The organism is Streptomyces sp. YKOK-I1 (assembly GCF_054660435.1).
Window position 1 is genome coordinate 9,645,441 of sequence record NZ_BAAGDR010000001.1, and the last position, 13,842, is coordinate 9,659,282.

At 71.8% G+C, this 13,842-nt stretch carries 12 protein-coding genes; 4 read left to right on the plus strand and 8 right to left on the minus strand.

From position 1 onward, the window contains the following. Positions 1-9 precede the first annotated feature (9 nt). Together ACYQ8Q_RS42825 and ACYQ8Q_RS42830 are read right to left on the minus strand one after the other, a co-directional pair. The gene (locus tag ACYQ8Q_RS42825) at positions 10-669 is read right to left on the minus strand and encodes a hypothetical protein (protein WP_460073738.1); all 660 of its coding nucleotides are present in this window, start codon (positions 667-669) and stop codon (positions 10-12) included. A 5-nt stretch (positions 670-674) separates the two neighbouring features. Then, positions 675-1,250 (minus strand): RNA polymerase sigma factor, encoded by a 576-nt coding sequence (locus ACYQ8Q_RS42830; RefSeq protein WP_460072588.1) that lies wholly within the window; start codon positions 1,248-1,250, stop codon positions 675-677. 157 nt (positions 1,251-1,407) lie between these two features. Between ACYQ8Q_RS42830 and ACYQ8Q_RS42835 the strand changes: the two genes are divergently transcribed. The 3 genes from ACYQ8Q_RS42835 to ACYQ8Q_RS42845 all read left to right on the plus strand — a co-directional run bounded on the left by ACYQ8Q_RS42835 (position 1,408) and on the right by ACYQ8Q_RS42845 (position 3,413). After that, a complete protein-coding gene (locus tag ACYQ8Q_RS42835; RefSeq protein ID WP_460072589.1) occupies positions 1,408-1,887 on the plus strand; it encodes a cupredoxin domain-containing protein in 480 nt (159 codons plus the stop codon). Then, positions 1,877-2,356, plus strand: a complete 480-nt coding sequence (locus tag ACYQ8Q_RS42840) for a hypothetical protein (RefSeq protein WP_460072590.1) — start codon at positions 1,877-1,879, stop codon at positions 2,354-2,356. Before ACYQ8Q_RS42835 ends, ACYQ8Q_RS42840 begins: the two co-directional genes overlap by 11 nt. Before the next feature lie 178 nt (positions 2,357-2,534). Next, positions 2,535-3,413 (plus strand): alpha/beta fold hydrolase, encoded by an 879-nt coding sequence (locus ACYQ8Q_RS42845; RefSeq protein WP_460072592.1) that lies wholly within the window; start codon positions 2,535-2,537, stop codon positions 3,411-3,413. 28 nt (positions 3,414-3,441) lie between these two features. Here ACYQ8Q_RS42845 and fxsT read toward each other — a convergent pair whose 3' ends face one another. The 5 genes from fxsT to ACYQ8Q_RS42870 form a co-directional block, all read right to left on the minus strand. After that, complete coding sequence (gene fxsT, locus ACYQ8Q_RS42850; protein ID WP_460072594.1) at positions 3,442-7,383, minus strand: FxSxx-COOH system tetratricopeptide repeat protein; 3,942 nt, start codon at positions 7,381-7,383, stop codon at positions 3,442-3,444. Further along, positions 7,380-8,696, minus strand: coding sequence for a TIR-like protein FxsC (locus ACYQ8Q_RS42855; protein WP_460072596.1), 1,317 nt, complete (start codon positions 8,694-8,696; stop codon positions 7,380-7,382). The genes fxsT and ACYQ8Q_RS42855 overlap by 4 nt, the downstream gene beginning before the upstream one ends. Before the next feature lie 103 nt (positions 8,697-8,799). Next, the gene (locus ACYQ8Q_RS42860) at positions 8,800-9,507 is read right to left on the minus strand and encodes an AAC(3) family N-acetyltransferase (protein ID WP_460072598.1); all 708 of its coding nucleotides are present in this window, start codon (positions 9,505-9,507) and stop codon (positions 8,800-8,802) included. A gap of 91 nt (positions 9,508-9,598) precedes the next feature. Next, a complete protein-coding gene (fxsBH, locus tag ACYQ8Q_RS42865; RefSeq protein WP_460072600.1) occupies positions 9,599-11,743 on the minus strand; it encodes a radical SAM/SPASM protein FxsBH, inactivated beta-hydroxylase extension form in 2,145 nt (714 codons plus the stop codon). A gap of 160 nt (positions 11,744-11,903) precedes the next feature. Further along, positions 11,904-12,071 carry a hypothetical protein gene (locus ACYQ8Q_RS42870; RefSeq protein ID WP_460072601.1) on the minus strand — a complete coding sequence of 56 codons (168 nt, stop codon included), beginning with the start codon at positions 12,069-12,071 and terminating at the stop codon, positions 11,904-11,906. Between the two features lie 200 nt (positions 12,072-12,271). Here ACYQ8Q_RS42870 and ACYQ8Q_RS42875 point away from each other — a divergent pair, with 200 nt between their 5' ends. Then, positions 12,272-13,189 carry a DUF4231 domain-containing protein gene (locus ACYQ8Q_RS42875; protein WP_460072602.1) on the plus strand — a complete coding sequence of 306 codons (918 nt, stop codon included), beginning with the start codon at positions 12,272-12,274 and terminating at the stop codon, positions 13,187-13,189. An 18-nt stretch (positions 13,190-13,207) separates the two neighbouring features. Here ACYQ8Q_RS42875 and ACYQ8Q_RS42880 read toward each other — a convergent pair whose 3' ends face one another. Further along, complete coding sequence (locus tag ACYQ8Q_RS42880) at positions 13,208-13,738, minus strand: hypothetical protein (protein ID WP_460073740.1); 531 nt, start codon at positions 13,736-13,738, stop codon at positions 13,208-13,210. Positions 13,739-13,842: the final 104 nt, after the last annotated feature.

The following is a 13,842-nucleotide window of genomic DNA, read 5'->3' on the forward strand; positions in this document are numbered from 1 at the left end:
CACCGCACCTCACGCCGGGAAGCGTGCCGTGGCCAGGACGCTCCCGTCCGGGCCCACCAGACGGGCGCCGGTCACGGTCGTCGGATCGACCGGGGCCGGTGCCCCCCAGTACCCGTAACCGTCCTTGAGCGGGAACGAACCCACGGGGACCGTCGACCCGTCGGCGCGGACCAGCAGACACCGCACCGGGCCCCGGTCCGTCCCGGGGAGCTCGACGGACATGTACACCCAGCTCCGGTCACCGCCGTGAGCGAAGATCCGCCCCACCTCATGGCCGCCCGACACCAGGGCGGCCTCCCGCAGTCCCACGTCCGTCCGCTGGGAGACCGACGCCGGCGCGCCTTCGACCACCGTGCCGACCGCCCAGCCGCCGAAACCGCAGGCCACGGTCGCGGCCACCACGGCCGCCGCCAGCCGCAGCCGGTGCCTGCGGGGCTTCGGCACGGGGGCCGCGCCCAGCGCCCGTACGACCCGGCTCTCGAAACCGACCGGCGGCTCGGCGGCCGGTAGCAGGGCGAGCAGACCGTCGCCGACCGCCGTCAGCCGTTCGACGTGCTCCCGGCAGTCCGGGCACCGGTCCAGATGGGCGACCGCCTCGGCCCGCTCGCGTGCCGGCAGGACCCCGAGCGCCAGCTCGGCGCCCTGCTCCCGCAGCCGCTCGCACTCCATGCCGCTCACCGCTTCTCCTCCGTCTCGAGAAGGGCGCGCACCTTGCGCGTGCCGGTCCGGATCCGCGTCTTCGCCGTGCCCAGCGGAATGTGCTCGGCGTCGGCGACCTCCCAGGCCGTCATCCCGTAGATCCCGGCCATCACCAGGGCTCTCGCCTGCTCCCGGGGCAGCTCCGCGACCGCCCGCCGGACCCGCTCCGCGTTGTCGTCGGCCACCGCCCGCCGCTCGGGCGTCTCGGTCACGGTGTCGAGCAGTGCGTCCAGGTCCTCCGGCGCGACGGGCTTCGCCCGCCGGGCCCGTACCGCGTCGATCGCCAGGTTGTGCGCGATGGTCGTCAGCCAGGCCCGTACGGAGCCCCGCCGGGGGTCGTACACCTGTGCGTGCCGCCAGGCCCGCTCGAAGGTCTGCTGGGCGACGTCCTCGGCGAGCTGGGCGTCTCCCAGAACGGCGAGGGCCACGCCGTAGACCGTGCTCTGGAAACGGCGCACGAACGCCACGGCGAGCTCGGGATCGCCCGTCGTCAGACCGGTGAGCAGTGCCTCGTCAGGCACCCGCCCGAAGGAAAGGCCCATGCGCCACATACCAGGAATACGTTCCGGCGCCCGTAAGGGATTGCGCTCACAGCCATTCTCCCTCGCGGCGATTCTCCCTCGCGGCCATTCTCCCTCGGGCGATCCGCAATCCCTCCGCCCGCCGCGTCCGTACCCCTTGCAGGGGGACGATCCGGAGGACCGACACATGACCATCCCGCACACCCGTCACCGCGTACTCCTCGGCGTGGCCGCCGGCGGCCTGACGGCCCTGCTCGCCGCCTGCGGAGGCGGCGGCAGCAACAGCGGCAGCGGCTCCGGGGCCACCACGGCCCCGGCCCCGTCGAAGCCCGCGGCCTCGGGGACCCAGGTCACGGCGAAGCTGACCGACTTCCACATCCAGCTCTCGACGCAGACGTTCCAGGCCGGCCGGTACACCTTCACCGCGCAGAACATGGGCCACCACGAACACGCCCTGGAGCTCGAGGGCCCCGGCGGCGAGAGCCGCAGCAAGACGCTGGATCCCGGCCAGTCCACGACCCTCACGGTCACGCTGAAGCCCGGCTCGTACCAGGTGTACTGCCCGGTCGACGGACACAAGGACCTCGGTATGAAGACACACATCACGGTCGGCGGAACCCCGGCGTCGACCAGCGACACCAACACCTCCACGAGCAATGGCTACTGAGCGCACGGCCACGACGCTCGTCCTGCGGCTGGCCGGCGCGGGACTGACGGCGGCGATGGCCGCGATCCATCTGCGCCTGTGGGCCGAGGGCTACCGGGACCTCGTCACCATCGGGCCGCTCTTCCTGCTCAACGGCGTCGTCGGGATCCTGCTCGCCGTGGCGCTGCTGGTCACCCCCGTGCGAGGGCTGGCCCCGGTGGCCGCGGTCACCGCCCTCTTCACGGCCGGCACCCTGGGCGCCCTGGTGCTCAGCCTCACCACGGGTCTGTTCGGTTTCGTCGAGTCGACCGACGCGGAACTGGTCCGGCCGACCCTGTACGTCGAGGCGGCGGGAGTGGCCGTCCTGACCGTCCTGGCCGTCGTGGCGGTGACCGCCCGCCGCCGCCCCCACCGTCGCCACCACCACCGCGTACGCGCCCGTGCGGGCCGCGGCGGCAGCGACGACCGGACGGCGACGCTGCGCCGCTGAACCACGGGACCGCCGGTCCGCGGGCCGCCGCCGGGATCGGGCCCGGCAGCCGGTGCAACCGAGCCAAACCCCCTTTCTCCGGGACCAGTTGACCTGCAGATTCGTTTCACCGGCCGGTCGTCCGGGCAGGTGTCGGGCAACGTGGTCCCGGGCATGGGCGCGGGAGGGGGACACGGCGGTGCCTGACCTGGTGCGGACGGCTGGCGGACGGCGGTTGCGCGTGGAGATCTCGGGGGATCCCCGCGGAAGACCGGTGTTCCTGTTGCACGGCATGCCCGGCAGCCGGGTCGGCCCCCGGCCCCGGGCCATGTTCCTCTACCAGCGCGGGGCCCGCCTCATCAGCTTCGACCGGCCCGGATACGGCGGCTCGGACCGCAGACCGGGACGGCGCGTCGTGGACGTCGTCGAGGACGTCACCGCCGTCGCCGACGCCCTGGGGCTCGGACGTTTCGCGGTGGCCGGCCGGTCCGGCGGGGCCCCGCACGCCCTCGCCTGCGCCGCGATCCTGTCCGCACGGGTGACCCGGGCCGCCGCCCTCGTCGGGCTGGCGCCGAGGGACGCCGAAGGGCTCGACTGGTTCGCGGGCATGACACCGTTCAACGTCAGGGACTTCCGTACGGCGTTCACCGACCCGGAGCGGTACGCCGCCGGCATCATCCCGCGCTCGGACGCCATCCGCAGCAACCCGGCGCGACTGCTGGAGGAACTGCGCTCCGACCTGACCGACGAGGACCGGCTGATCGTCTCCGAGAACAGCATCCGCTCGATGCTGCTGCGCAACTACCACGAGGCGCTGCGCACCTCACCGTACGGCTGGATCGACGACGCGCTCGCGCTGACCAGCCCGTGGGGCTTCGACCCCGCGCACATCGGTGTGCCGGTGCTGCTGTGGCACGGCGCGAAGGACGTGTTCTCGCCCCCCTCCCACTTCTCCTGGCTGGCCGAGCGCATTCCACGGGCCGAAGCCGTCCTGGAGCCGAAGGCGGCCCATTTCGCGTCCCTGCGGGCCCTCCCGGACGTCCTGGACTGGCTGCTGCAGGACACGCCGGGCGACTGAGGCCGTCCGGTGAGGCCGTCCGCGCGCCTCACACCGCCAGCGGCTCCAGATCCCGGTACACCCGCCGTTCGAGGGCCACGAAGTGCGTGATGCCGTTGTTCTCGCCGAGCTGGCGCAGCTGGCGCTCCAGTTCCGTCACGGCCTCCCCGCGGCGGGCCCGGGCCTCCTCGGCGCGACCGAGGGCGGCGAGGGTGAGGGCGCTGTTGTGGACGACGGCCAGGGTCTCCGGGTGCTGGGCGCCGAGGATGCCGCGCAGGGCGTCCACCGCGCGTTTCTCCAGCTTCCAGGCGTCCTCCGGCCGGTCCGTCCCGGCCAGCACGATGGCGTAGTTGGCGGAACAGAACTGGGTGTGCGGGTGGTGGTCGCCGAGCACGTCCGTCATCCGCTCGATCGTTTTGCGGAACACGGCCTCGGCCTGCTCCATGTCCCCGCAACCCCAGTGGAAGATGGCCAGGTTGTTCATCGCGGCCTGGGTGTACGGGTGCGCCTCGCCGGGAACCTTCACGTACTCGGCGAGCACCCGCTGGGCCACCTCGCGCGCCTCCTGGCGGTCACCGGCCGCGAACAGGTCGGCGGCGAGGTTGAGTTCACAGGCCAAGGAGTCCGGGGTGGGCGCGGCGTACTGCTGGCGGTAGTGCTCCAGGGTCGCGGACGTCAGCCGCAGCGCGTCCTCGAAGAGGCCGGCCCGGCGCAGGGAGACCGCGAGCGACTTGGCGCACCGCAGGGTGCCGGGGAAGTCCTTGCCCAGGATCCGCTTGTGCTGCTGGTACGCCTTCGAGAGCACGGTCACCGACTCGGCGTAGCGGCCCACCTCGCGCAGATCGCGGCCGAGACTGTCGGCCGACGCCAGGGTGTAGGGGTGGTCGGGGCCGAGGACCTCGGTGCGGCGGTCGTAGGTCTGCTGGTCGAGCTGCCGGGCGTCGCCGTAGTTGCCGACCATGCGCAGGGCCAGCGCGAGGTTGTTGGCGGCGTTCAGCGTGCGGGGGTGGGACTCGTGGAAGATCTGGCTGAAGCCTTCGTGCGCCTCCTTCGCCAGTTCCACCGCCCTGGTGTACTCGCCGAGGGCGGCGAGATCGCTGGCGAGGCTGGAGGTGGTGACGTAGGTGTGCGGGTGCGTGGTGCCCAGCACGCGTCGCTGGCGGCCGCGCAGCTCCTCGTCTATCTCCTGCGCCTCCACGTAACGCCCCTGCGACCGCAGGATGTTGGCGAGCTGGCACCGCAGGTAGAGGTACTGCACGTCGTCCTCGCCCAGGATCGGCTTCCAGTGGGCGAGAAGGTCTTCGGCGAGCTGTTGGGCGCGCGGGAACTCGCCGCGCTTCCACAGATAGCGGACCCGGTCGATGAGCAGCCGGCGTGGGTCCGCCTCTCTGCAGTTGCGGATGTCGGAGGCGGCCAGATGCGGCCAGATGACGCCGAAGCGCGGCCAGGACGCGGGGTCGTCGATGGGTTCGTCGCCGTCCGGCCGGGTGCCCGCGAGGACCGTGTGGACCATGTGCCGGGCGGTGCGCCGGTCCTCCTCCGACATCTGCGAGCGGATCACGGCCTGCACCAGCCGGTGCACCTGGATGGAGCTGGAGACCTGGTCGACCTTGGCGAGCGCGAGCTGGCCGATCTCCCGGATGACCCGGCCGAGCAGCAGACTCTCCTGGAGGGCGGGATCGTACGGCTTCAGGGCGTCGATCATCTCCTTGCTGTAGAGCAGCTGCGAGGAGATCGGCTCGGGCGCGAGGAAGGCGCACAGCTGGAGCAGCCGCACGGAGGCGGGGGATCGTTCCTTCAGGCGTTCTATGGAGATGTTCCAGGTCGCCGCGACCGTCTCCGGGTAGTCGGAGGCCTGGTTGAGGGCGAGGACCGCCGCCGTCTGCTCGGTGAGCCGGCGCAGGTACTCGGCGATCGGGGTGGCGGTCTCGGCGAGCCAGGCCGCCGCCTGTTCCACGGCCAGCGGCAGGTCGCCCAGCGCGGTGGCCACCTGGTCGGCCTCGTCGGCGGTCAGGCCCGGCGCGCGCCGGGAGAGGTGCTCCACGCTCTCGCGGCGCAGGAAGACGTCGACCGCGAGTGTCGCCCCCTGCTGGGACCACGACTGGTTGCGGGACGTGACGAGGATGTGCCCGCTGCTGCCGGTGGGGAAGTAGCCGGTGAGCTCCTCGGGCGCGTCGGCGTTGTCGAACACCAGGATCCAGCGCTCCGTCGGGATCCCGCGCGAGAGCATGTGCACGGTCTCCTGGCTGGCCAGGGCCATGTCCTCACCGCCGGGCGCGCCGATGAGAGCGCCGAGTTCGGCGAGGGAGGCGACCACGTCGTCGACGTGCTCCGCGGAGACCCACCACACCAGGTCGTAGTCCGCCATGAACCGGTGGACGTACTCCAGCGCGATCTGTGTCTTGCCGACGCCGCCGAGCCCGAACAGGGCCTGCGGCTGCGGCAGCACGACCGACATGCCGCCCCGCAACTGGTCGCGCACCTGTTCGAGTATCTGCCCGCGCCCGGTGAAGGTGGTGTTGCGCTGCGGCACGTTCCAGACCTTGGGCGTCTGCCCGGGGAACCGGGGCGCGGCCGGCCCGCCGTCCGGCAGCTGTCCCGGCAGCTCCAGCGCGTCGAGGAGGACGGCGGCGCAGCCCGTCTCGTCGAGTCCCTGGAGATCGACCGGGCCGCCCCGGTCCAGGTACGCCTCCGGCAGCCGGACCTCGTCGACCCGTACGGGCACCAGCGCGCCCGGGGTCGTCTCGGCGGACATGAGGGCGGCGAGGACGGTCTCGGCGTGGCGGGAGCGCTGGAGGGCGTTGGACAGCAGGACGAGGGTGCGGGTCGCGGGCTCGACCCGGTCGAGGGGGCCGCCGGACAGGTTGTGCAGGGTGACGTTGCACCCGGCCCGCCGGAGCAGCGACTCGACCCAGTCCGCCCACATCCGGTTCTCCGCCGCGTACGCCACGACCATCTCGGCCGCCACGGCCGGCGGACGGCGCCGGATGAACGTGTCCCGGCACCGCAGCCGCACCGACTCCGGTATCGGCGGCAGCCCGTTGACCTCGCCGTCGGAGACCACCGAGGTCAGCCGCTCGAAGGCGGACAGCAGTGACTTGGGGTCGCCGGTCTCGTCGCCGAAGGTGGCGAGCGTCTCCTCGTAGGCGTAGTAGGGGCGGTAGGGAATCTCCACGCTGCCCCAGTAGGCGGTGGCCTCCTCGGCGCTCAGCTGCTCGCCGTTCGGCCCCTTGGGCAGCCCCATGAACTTCAGCCGGGCCAGGGCGCGGCCGGCGTCGACCTTGTCCTTCTCGCCCTCGTCGATGCGCATGGGCACGGGCAGCACCCGGATCCGCCGCTTGCGGTGCTCGTCCCCGACGCTGTGCGCGACCTCGGCGGCGCCGTCCAGGGACTGGTCGCTGAGCGTGAAGCAGTCCACCAGCATGTCCGGCATCTGCAGGGTGCAGATGTCCGCCGTGTCCGACAGCCCCGTGCGCGAGTCGATCAGGACGTAGTCGTACGACCGCTTCATGCTGTCGCGCAGAGCCTCGAGGAAGGCGCCGCCGCCCAGACGGTCGTAGAAGTTGTCCCACTCCAGGGAGGAGGCCGTCGCCGAGTAGGCGCGGAACTGACGGCCCGCGGAGAGGAAGTCCAGCGAGCCTCCGTCCTGGAAGTTCAGGCCCAGTCGCTCGGGGGTGAGCGAGACGGCGTGCTGCTCGACGTCCGCGTACTCCAGATGCCAGGCCCCGCTGCGGTGGGCGCCGTCCGTGGCGGCCCAGGCGTAGTCCTGGAGGATGTTGATGACGCCCGTGGTCGCCGTGAGCGCGTTGGGGTCGAGGAACGGGTGGAAGAAGCGGTGCAGGCCCGGCGCCTCGAGGTCCCAGTCGACGGCGAGGACGCGCTTGCCGTTCGCGGCGAGGATCCATGCCGTGTTGGCCAGCGCCATGGTCCGTCCGGTGCCACCCTTGTACGAGTAGAAGGTGATGATGCGTCCGTCCCTGGCGGCCGTCATGCCTCTCCTTGGTGGTCGTCTCCCGTATCGGGGCCGGGCGGGTCCGTCAGTCGGAGCCTGGGCACGTGCGGGGCCTGCGGCAGCCGGGCCTCGGCGTGCTTGAGGTACTGCCGGGTGGTGTGCGCCACCACGGCGGGCAGGACGCCCGTGAACGCGTTCAGTGTGGGTACGCCGTTGACGGCGATCCGGCTGTCGCCGCGTCGCGCCCGCTCCAGGATCGTCGGCATCGACCGCTCCAGTTCGTCGGCCAGCCGCTGCCCCTCCTCGCTGCGGCACTGCAGATCGGCCCGGTTGCGGGGGACGATCGCGCTCACCCAGGGACGGGCGGCCGCGTCGAAGGTCTTCAGCCGGTGCCGGCGCTCCTCGTCGGTGAGTGCCCACTGGTCGACGATCAGGATCCCGGGCCGTGCGGTCTGCGGGTCGGGTGCGGCGGACTCGGCCGCCGCGGGGTCGCCGGTGTCCTCGTCGTCGAAGTCGGCTACGGTCACGCGGTAGTCCAGGGAGCGGATGAGGTCCTCGGCGAGCGCGGACAGCGGCCGGGTGGACTCCGAGTGGTACGGGTTCCAGCTCAGTGCGTCGTCGCCGTACGGATGCCGGTCGCGATAGTCGGGCACGGTGTCGCGGGTGGGGGCGGCGACGGTGAGATGGATGTGCCGGGGACCCGAGCCGCGCGGTTTGAAGGCGCTGGGGGTCGCCTCGTAGTCGCGGGGGCGGCTGACGGGCAGCTGTGACTCGCGGGCGACCCGCACGATGCGCTCCGCGAGGCCCAGCACGGTCTCCTCGTACTCGTCGCGGAACCGGTTGAGCTTGATCAGCCCGTAGATCCCGTTGGTCGCGTAGCGGCTGCCGACGCCCGCGTTGTCCAGGTGGATATGGCGGACGGAGTCGGGGAGTTCGGAGAACTCGACCCGGGTCCACAGGGCGGGCACGATGGCCGACACACTGCCCGTGCCGGTGCTCTTGGCGTGCAGCATCCGCTCGGTGAAGGCGAACCACTCCCGTCCGCACATCTCGCTCGTGAAGTAGCGCGGGGAGAAGAGCGGCACGAAGACCCGGCAGGTGGCGAGGTTCTCGCTCAGCTTCTCGGGCCAGCCCTCCCCGGAGCGCATCTCCCGGTCCATGAATCCGACGGCGGAGCCGGCCGGCAGATCGGTGAGCGCCATGATGTGGCTGCACAGGTCCTTGTACAGCACGCGCACCCAGTGGTCCGGATCACCGCTGTCGGGACCCCACGGCGGAGTGTGGGCGTACGACAGGAAGAAATGAGGCCGGTTGTCCGGCACCCGATCGTGCAGCCGTTCAGCTATGTCCACACGTCCCCCCGCCCGCCGACAAGCCGCTGGACCGCCCCCGCCGACGGCGCCTTGAACCGGAACCAACAATGTGCCTGAACGACGCCCGGACGGTTCATCGTTTTCAGGCCAAAGCCTTGCGATATCTGGTCATGTGCTCTTTGGCGTGGCCGACGGCGTCCCGCATTCCGCAGAGGACGACGGCTTGCGACGCCCATTCCCCCTGGCGCAGAAAGGCGCGGGGGAGCCGTGCGCCGATCTCGCCGAAGTCGCCGTCGTCCAGGGTGACATCACGGTAGGAGACCCAGTTCCCCTGCTTCCGCACCACGCACCGGTAGGTGCGTTTGGGCGGTCGCGGCCGCATCAGGTATTCGGCGTGGTGGAACGCGCTGCACACCTCGAACCCGACCCGCAGCAGCAGGATCTGGGCGTCGGCGGCGTACAGCCGGGCCATCGGCGAGAGTCTGCCGAGGTGGCTGCGCAGCGGATGGCGGCGCAGCACCGTGCCCGCCCGTGGCCCGAGTCCGGCGAGTGAGGTCTGGGGGTGCGTGCTGCGCACGGCGCCCGGCGTGGTCCGCACGCACTCGGCGAGCGCCCCCATCGTCGGGCACGCGGTGCGGTCCGGGTCGAACGCCCGCATCGACGCGCGGAACTCGGCCGCCTCCGTCTCGCTCCGGCCCGCCACGGCCTGCCGGTACGCCCGTGAGGTGTCGGAGTTCTCCGGGGTGAAGGCCGGCACGATCAGCGTTCCCTCGGGGGAGAGGGTCTCCAGCAGCGCGTCCCGCACCGATGCCGGGGCCATGCCGGTGCCGCTCAGCGAGGCGTGCACCATCAGGAGCCCACCCTGTCGGATGCCCAACGAGGAAAGCAGAGCGACCAGTTGCTCCTTCCTCGCCGCCTCGGTCGGTAACGGGTCACAGGGGTCAGTCACGGTGCCCCGCCCACCGGGACCACATCCGGGCCACCAGCACCGCGCCGGTGGCGGTCAGTTCGCGCTCCGGCAGCAGGGTGAGGGCGGTGAGCGCCCGCGCCGCCTCGTCGTACGCCTGACGGCCCAGCCCCTCGTCCGCCTGGTCCAGCAGCGAACCCGCAGTGCTGCCCAGGCGGTGCAGATCGGCCGTCGCGCGCAGGGCGGTGAGTCTCGCCCGGCGTCCGATGCGCGGCAACTCGCGGGCGAATTCCTTGGGTTGCACATCGACGGCCACACCGAGTGCTCCGAACCCGTGCTCGCCGAGCTGGAGACCGCTGCCCGCCTCCAGCGGGGTGAGCACGGTGGGATGGAACGCCTCCGGGTCCCCGCCGTGGTCCGGGGCCTCCTTCTCCAGGATCCCGTACGCCCGTCTCAGCCGGTCGGAGAACTCCTCGTCCGCCAACGGCGGTGCCACGGCCGCCGGATGGCAGTCGCGGTAGGGGTCGGCGTCGTCGACGAGCGGGCCGTCGGGTTCCCACAGCCGCACCAGCGGGCGCCAGCGGGACGGAGCGTCGGGCGCGTCGAGCCGTACCCGCGTCCCCTCCGGATCCCTCTCGCCGCGCACCCGGAAGCCCCTCGCCGCCACGCTGACCTCGATCCGGCCGGGGGCGTCCAGCCGGAAGGTGCCCAGGGTGGGCAGATGCAGACGGCCGCCGGGATGGTCCCACGCCAGAGTGGCACGCACCCCCGCCCGCACCGCGGCCGCGGTGGCCAGCGACATGAAACGCGCGGGATCGGCGCGCCCCTGGAGCGACCGCTGGAGGCCGGTCCGCACATAGGGGTGCCCGAGGACCTCGTCCAGGTACGGGGCGGTGTCCGGGTCGCCGTCCAGGGCCACCATCAGGCGCCAGGCGTCTGGCCAACCCGGTTCGGGCGTCAGCTGCTCCTGGACGCGGCGCAACAGGATCGCGTCCAACTCCCGGTTCGCGGCGTGCAGTTCGGGGGTGCTGAGGACGGCCCGGGAGAACGAGGCGTCGGTCACCCGATCGGCGATGCCCTCCACCAGGGAGCGGAGATCCGCACAGAAGACACTGGGGTTGTCGAAGCCGCGCCCGGAACTGTAGCGGTGCCCGTACAGCCCGCCGCCGCAACTGCGCACGACGGGACAGCGGCGGCAAGTGTCACTGAGCCCGTCCAGGCCCGACTGGCGGGCCAGCAAGCCGGGATGCTCGGCGAACTCCGCGAATCCGTGCCGGAAGACGTCGTATCCCGTCTCGGGAGCCCCCGCGTAGGCCGTCTTGAGCCAGTCGGCCTGTTCGAAGGTGCCGTCCGTCTCGATCACGGCGAGATCGCTGGGCGCGAGTCCGAGCGCCTCGGTCAGACTGGGGCCGCCGCGCAGGGTGCTGAGCACCGAGTCGAAGGTGCGCACCGGCATCGGCCGGCCCTGCTGCTCCCAGCGGTCGAAGATCGCGAGCAGCCAGTCGGCGTAAGGGGTTTCGGTCCCCGCGGGGTGGGGCGGAGGGCTGTCCCAGGTGGAGTGGGGCAGGAGGTAGTCGATCCGGGGCGCCCGCAGCGCGGTGAGCGCGTCGTGCACCGCGACGGGGTCGTTGGCCACGTCGACCGTGCAGAGCACTCCGCTGAACAGATGACGGTACTCGGGCTCCTGGAGCAGCCGGATCCCGCGCACCACACGGTCGTAACTGCTGCGGCCCCGGCGGTCGAGCCGGTGACGGTCGTTCGACGACCGGTCCCCGTCCAGCGACACACTGACCCGGACGCCGAATTCCCTGCAGACGTCGAGGTGCCGTCGGTTGAGTGTCACGGCGTTGGTGTGCATCCGCAGGTCGACCGTGGTGTGGGGGGAGAGGACGCGGGTGAGTTCCGCGCAGATGTCCCGCAGCCGGGCCGGGCCGACCAGCAGGGGTTCGCCGCCGTGGAGGATCACCGACACGGATTCCAGGGACCGTGAGGCGGCGTACTCGGCCAGCCTGTCGGCGACGGAACGGACCGTCTCCGGGCGGATGAACGTCGGGCGGGACCGCCAGCTCTGGTCGGCGTGCTGATACACGTAACAGTGGTCGCAGAGCAGATCACATCTGCTGTGGATCTTGAGGACCAGCTGTCTCAGAGGTGGATGGTCCGGGGCCTGACTCGTCACTGGAGGAGTGTGGCACGCTGCCCACCCGACGACACGTCAAACCTCACAAACGCAGGGCGCATTGACGCACTGTCGGACCACTGGCGTGGGTACGCGCGGCGAGAGGGATCCGCCGGGCGCACCCCGGTCCGTGTGGCGTTCCGGCGTCCGCGCCCGGATCTCAGGAGGCCGAGTTGAAGGTGATCGGCCGGCCCGAGCGGCGGTCGGGGACGTCCGTCACACGGCCCGCGGTGCGTGCGGCGGCGGCCGCGAACGGGTCGATGTCCGTCAGACGAGTGCGGCGAGCGGCCGAGACGGGGGTCTGGGAGGGGCGCCTCATGGGCGTCACGTCGAGGATCATGGCGGTTGCGTCGCTCCGGTTCGGATCGATGGGACCAGCGGTGTTGTCCCGATAGTGCGGACCCTACAACAGGAATGTCGGGCCATCGTGTCGTGCGGGGACTGGTTCGGCCGGTCCATCCATTCGTACCCTGGCTTTCAGGGGGCGCGCGGAAGAAGTCGGGGGCGCGCAGCGATCTGGAGGGCGCCATGGCGGCCGGTACGACTCCTGCGCCGAGCACGATGCTGAAGGACCAGGACCTGCCACCGTTGTTCCGGCAGAGTGATCAATGGGCGTTACGTCATCAGAGTGATTCGTTCAAAGGGGTCCGCACCCATTTGGTCGTGCTGCTCCTGGCCACCGCGGCCGCCATGCTGGTCGAACAGGCCTCCGGCCGTCTGATGGCGGCGGGCGCCGCCGTCCTGTACGGCCTGACGATCCTCCTCGGGGTGCGCACCTCGCGCCGCCGTTCCCGTGCCCACTGGCAGGCGCACCGGGCGGTCGCCGAGCTGGTCAAGACGCTCGCCTGGCAGTACATGGTGCACGGCGGCCCGTTCCGCTCCGGGGTCGCCGACCCGGACGGCCTGTTCGCCGCGCGCCTCGAGGAGCGACTGCGCGAGCTGCGCAAGTGCGGTTGGGAGGACTGCCGGGAAGAGGCCCGGGAGTTCGGCAAGGGGCAGATCACTAAGGAGATGCGCGCGGTGCGGGCCAAGTCGTACACGGCACGCCGGGACATCTATCTGCGTGACCGGCTGCTGGAGCAGGCGGTCTGGTACAAGAACCGGGCCTCGCGCTCCCATCGCGCCGCCGCCCGCTGGTCGGCCTTCACCGCCGCCCTGACCCTGTTCGCCCTGGCGGCCGCGCTGCTGCGCACCACGGGGCTGTTCGGCGGCGCGGATCTGGCGGGACTGCTCAGCGCGGCCGCCGCGGCGGGTGTGGCCTGGCAGGAGGTACGGCGGCACGGGCCGCTGACGCACGCTCACTCCCTCATCGAACAGGACCTCGAAGCGGCCCGGGTCGCCATGTCCAGCACGGTGACCGAGGCGGGCTGGGCCGACGCCGTGGGGGAGGCGGAGCGTCTGATGTCGCCGGCCCACACGGAGTGGCTGGTGCGCTTCGGCGGCTGAGCGCCGGGCCGCGCGGGGTCAGTCCCTGAGCACTCCCGGCTGCCACAGCACCGTCACCGGCACCCCGAGGCGCCGCGCGTGGGCGACCACGTCACCGGTGCCACCCGGGCCGCGGGCCGGCCGGCCGTCCCAGACGGCGACCAGGTGGTCGACATGCTCCACGACCCATCGGCCGGCCGCGACGTAGGCCTGCTCGTGCGTGGGCTGCAGGGGCAGATCGATCCGGGTCGTACACGACCCGAGGATCCTGCGGTACGTCGACCGCGCCTCCGCGTCGCCCAGGTGCGTCTCGTAGTCCATGCCCGGGATCACCGCCGTCACCGGGACGCCCGATTCCAGGGCGATGTCGGCGAACAGCTGATCGGCGCCGGCGGCAAGGCTGCTGACGGCCTCCCAGGCGACGTCCTTGCGGCTGAACCGCCGCCGCAGGGCGCAGCGGACGTACGGCAGGACGGCGGCGGGGATCGAGCGATGTCCGGTCACGCCGACACGGAGCACCGCGAGACGGGGGACCGCGGGCGCCCGGTCGAGGGATTCGGTGGTGTCGATCGTCACGGAAGCCCCCCTGCGGTCACCGACGGCAAGTTCACACTAACTCAGAGCTATGGAGGGGCACAGGGGGCGCATCGGTTCACGGCGTCGGACCTCTTCAC

Coding starts and splice junctions, on each gene's coding strand:
- fxsT (WP_460072594.1), bottom strand. CDS start 7,383: ATGACGGCCGCCAGGGACGGACGCATCATCACCTTCTACTCGTACAAG.
- ACYQ8Q_RS42825 (WP_460073738.1), bottom strand. CDS start 669: ATGGAGTGCGAGCGGCTGCGGGAGCAGGGCGCCGAGCTGGCGCTCGGG.
- ACYQ8Q_RS42830 (WP_460072588.1), bottom strand. CDS start 1,250: ATGTGGCGCATGGGCCTTTCCTTCGGGCGGGTGCCTGACGAGGCACTG.
- ACYQ8Q_RS42875 (WP_460072602.1), top strand. CDS start 12,272: ATGGCGGCCGGTACGACTCCTGCGCCGAGCACGATGCTGAAGGACCAG.
- ACYQ8Q_RS42860 (WP_460072598.1), bottom strand. CDS start 9,507: ATGGTGCACGCCTCGCTGAGCGGCACCGGCATGGCCCCGGCATCGGTG.
- ACYQ8Q_RS42835 (WP_460072589.1), top strand. CDS start 1,408: ATGACCATCCCGCACACCCGTCACCGCGTACTCCTCGGCGTGGCCGCC.
- ACYQ8Q_RS42840 (WP_460072590.1), top strand. CDS start 1,877: ATGGCTACTGAGCGCACGGCCACGACGCTCGTCCTGCGGCTGGCCGGC.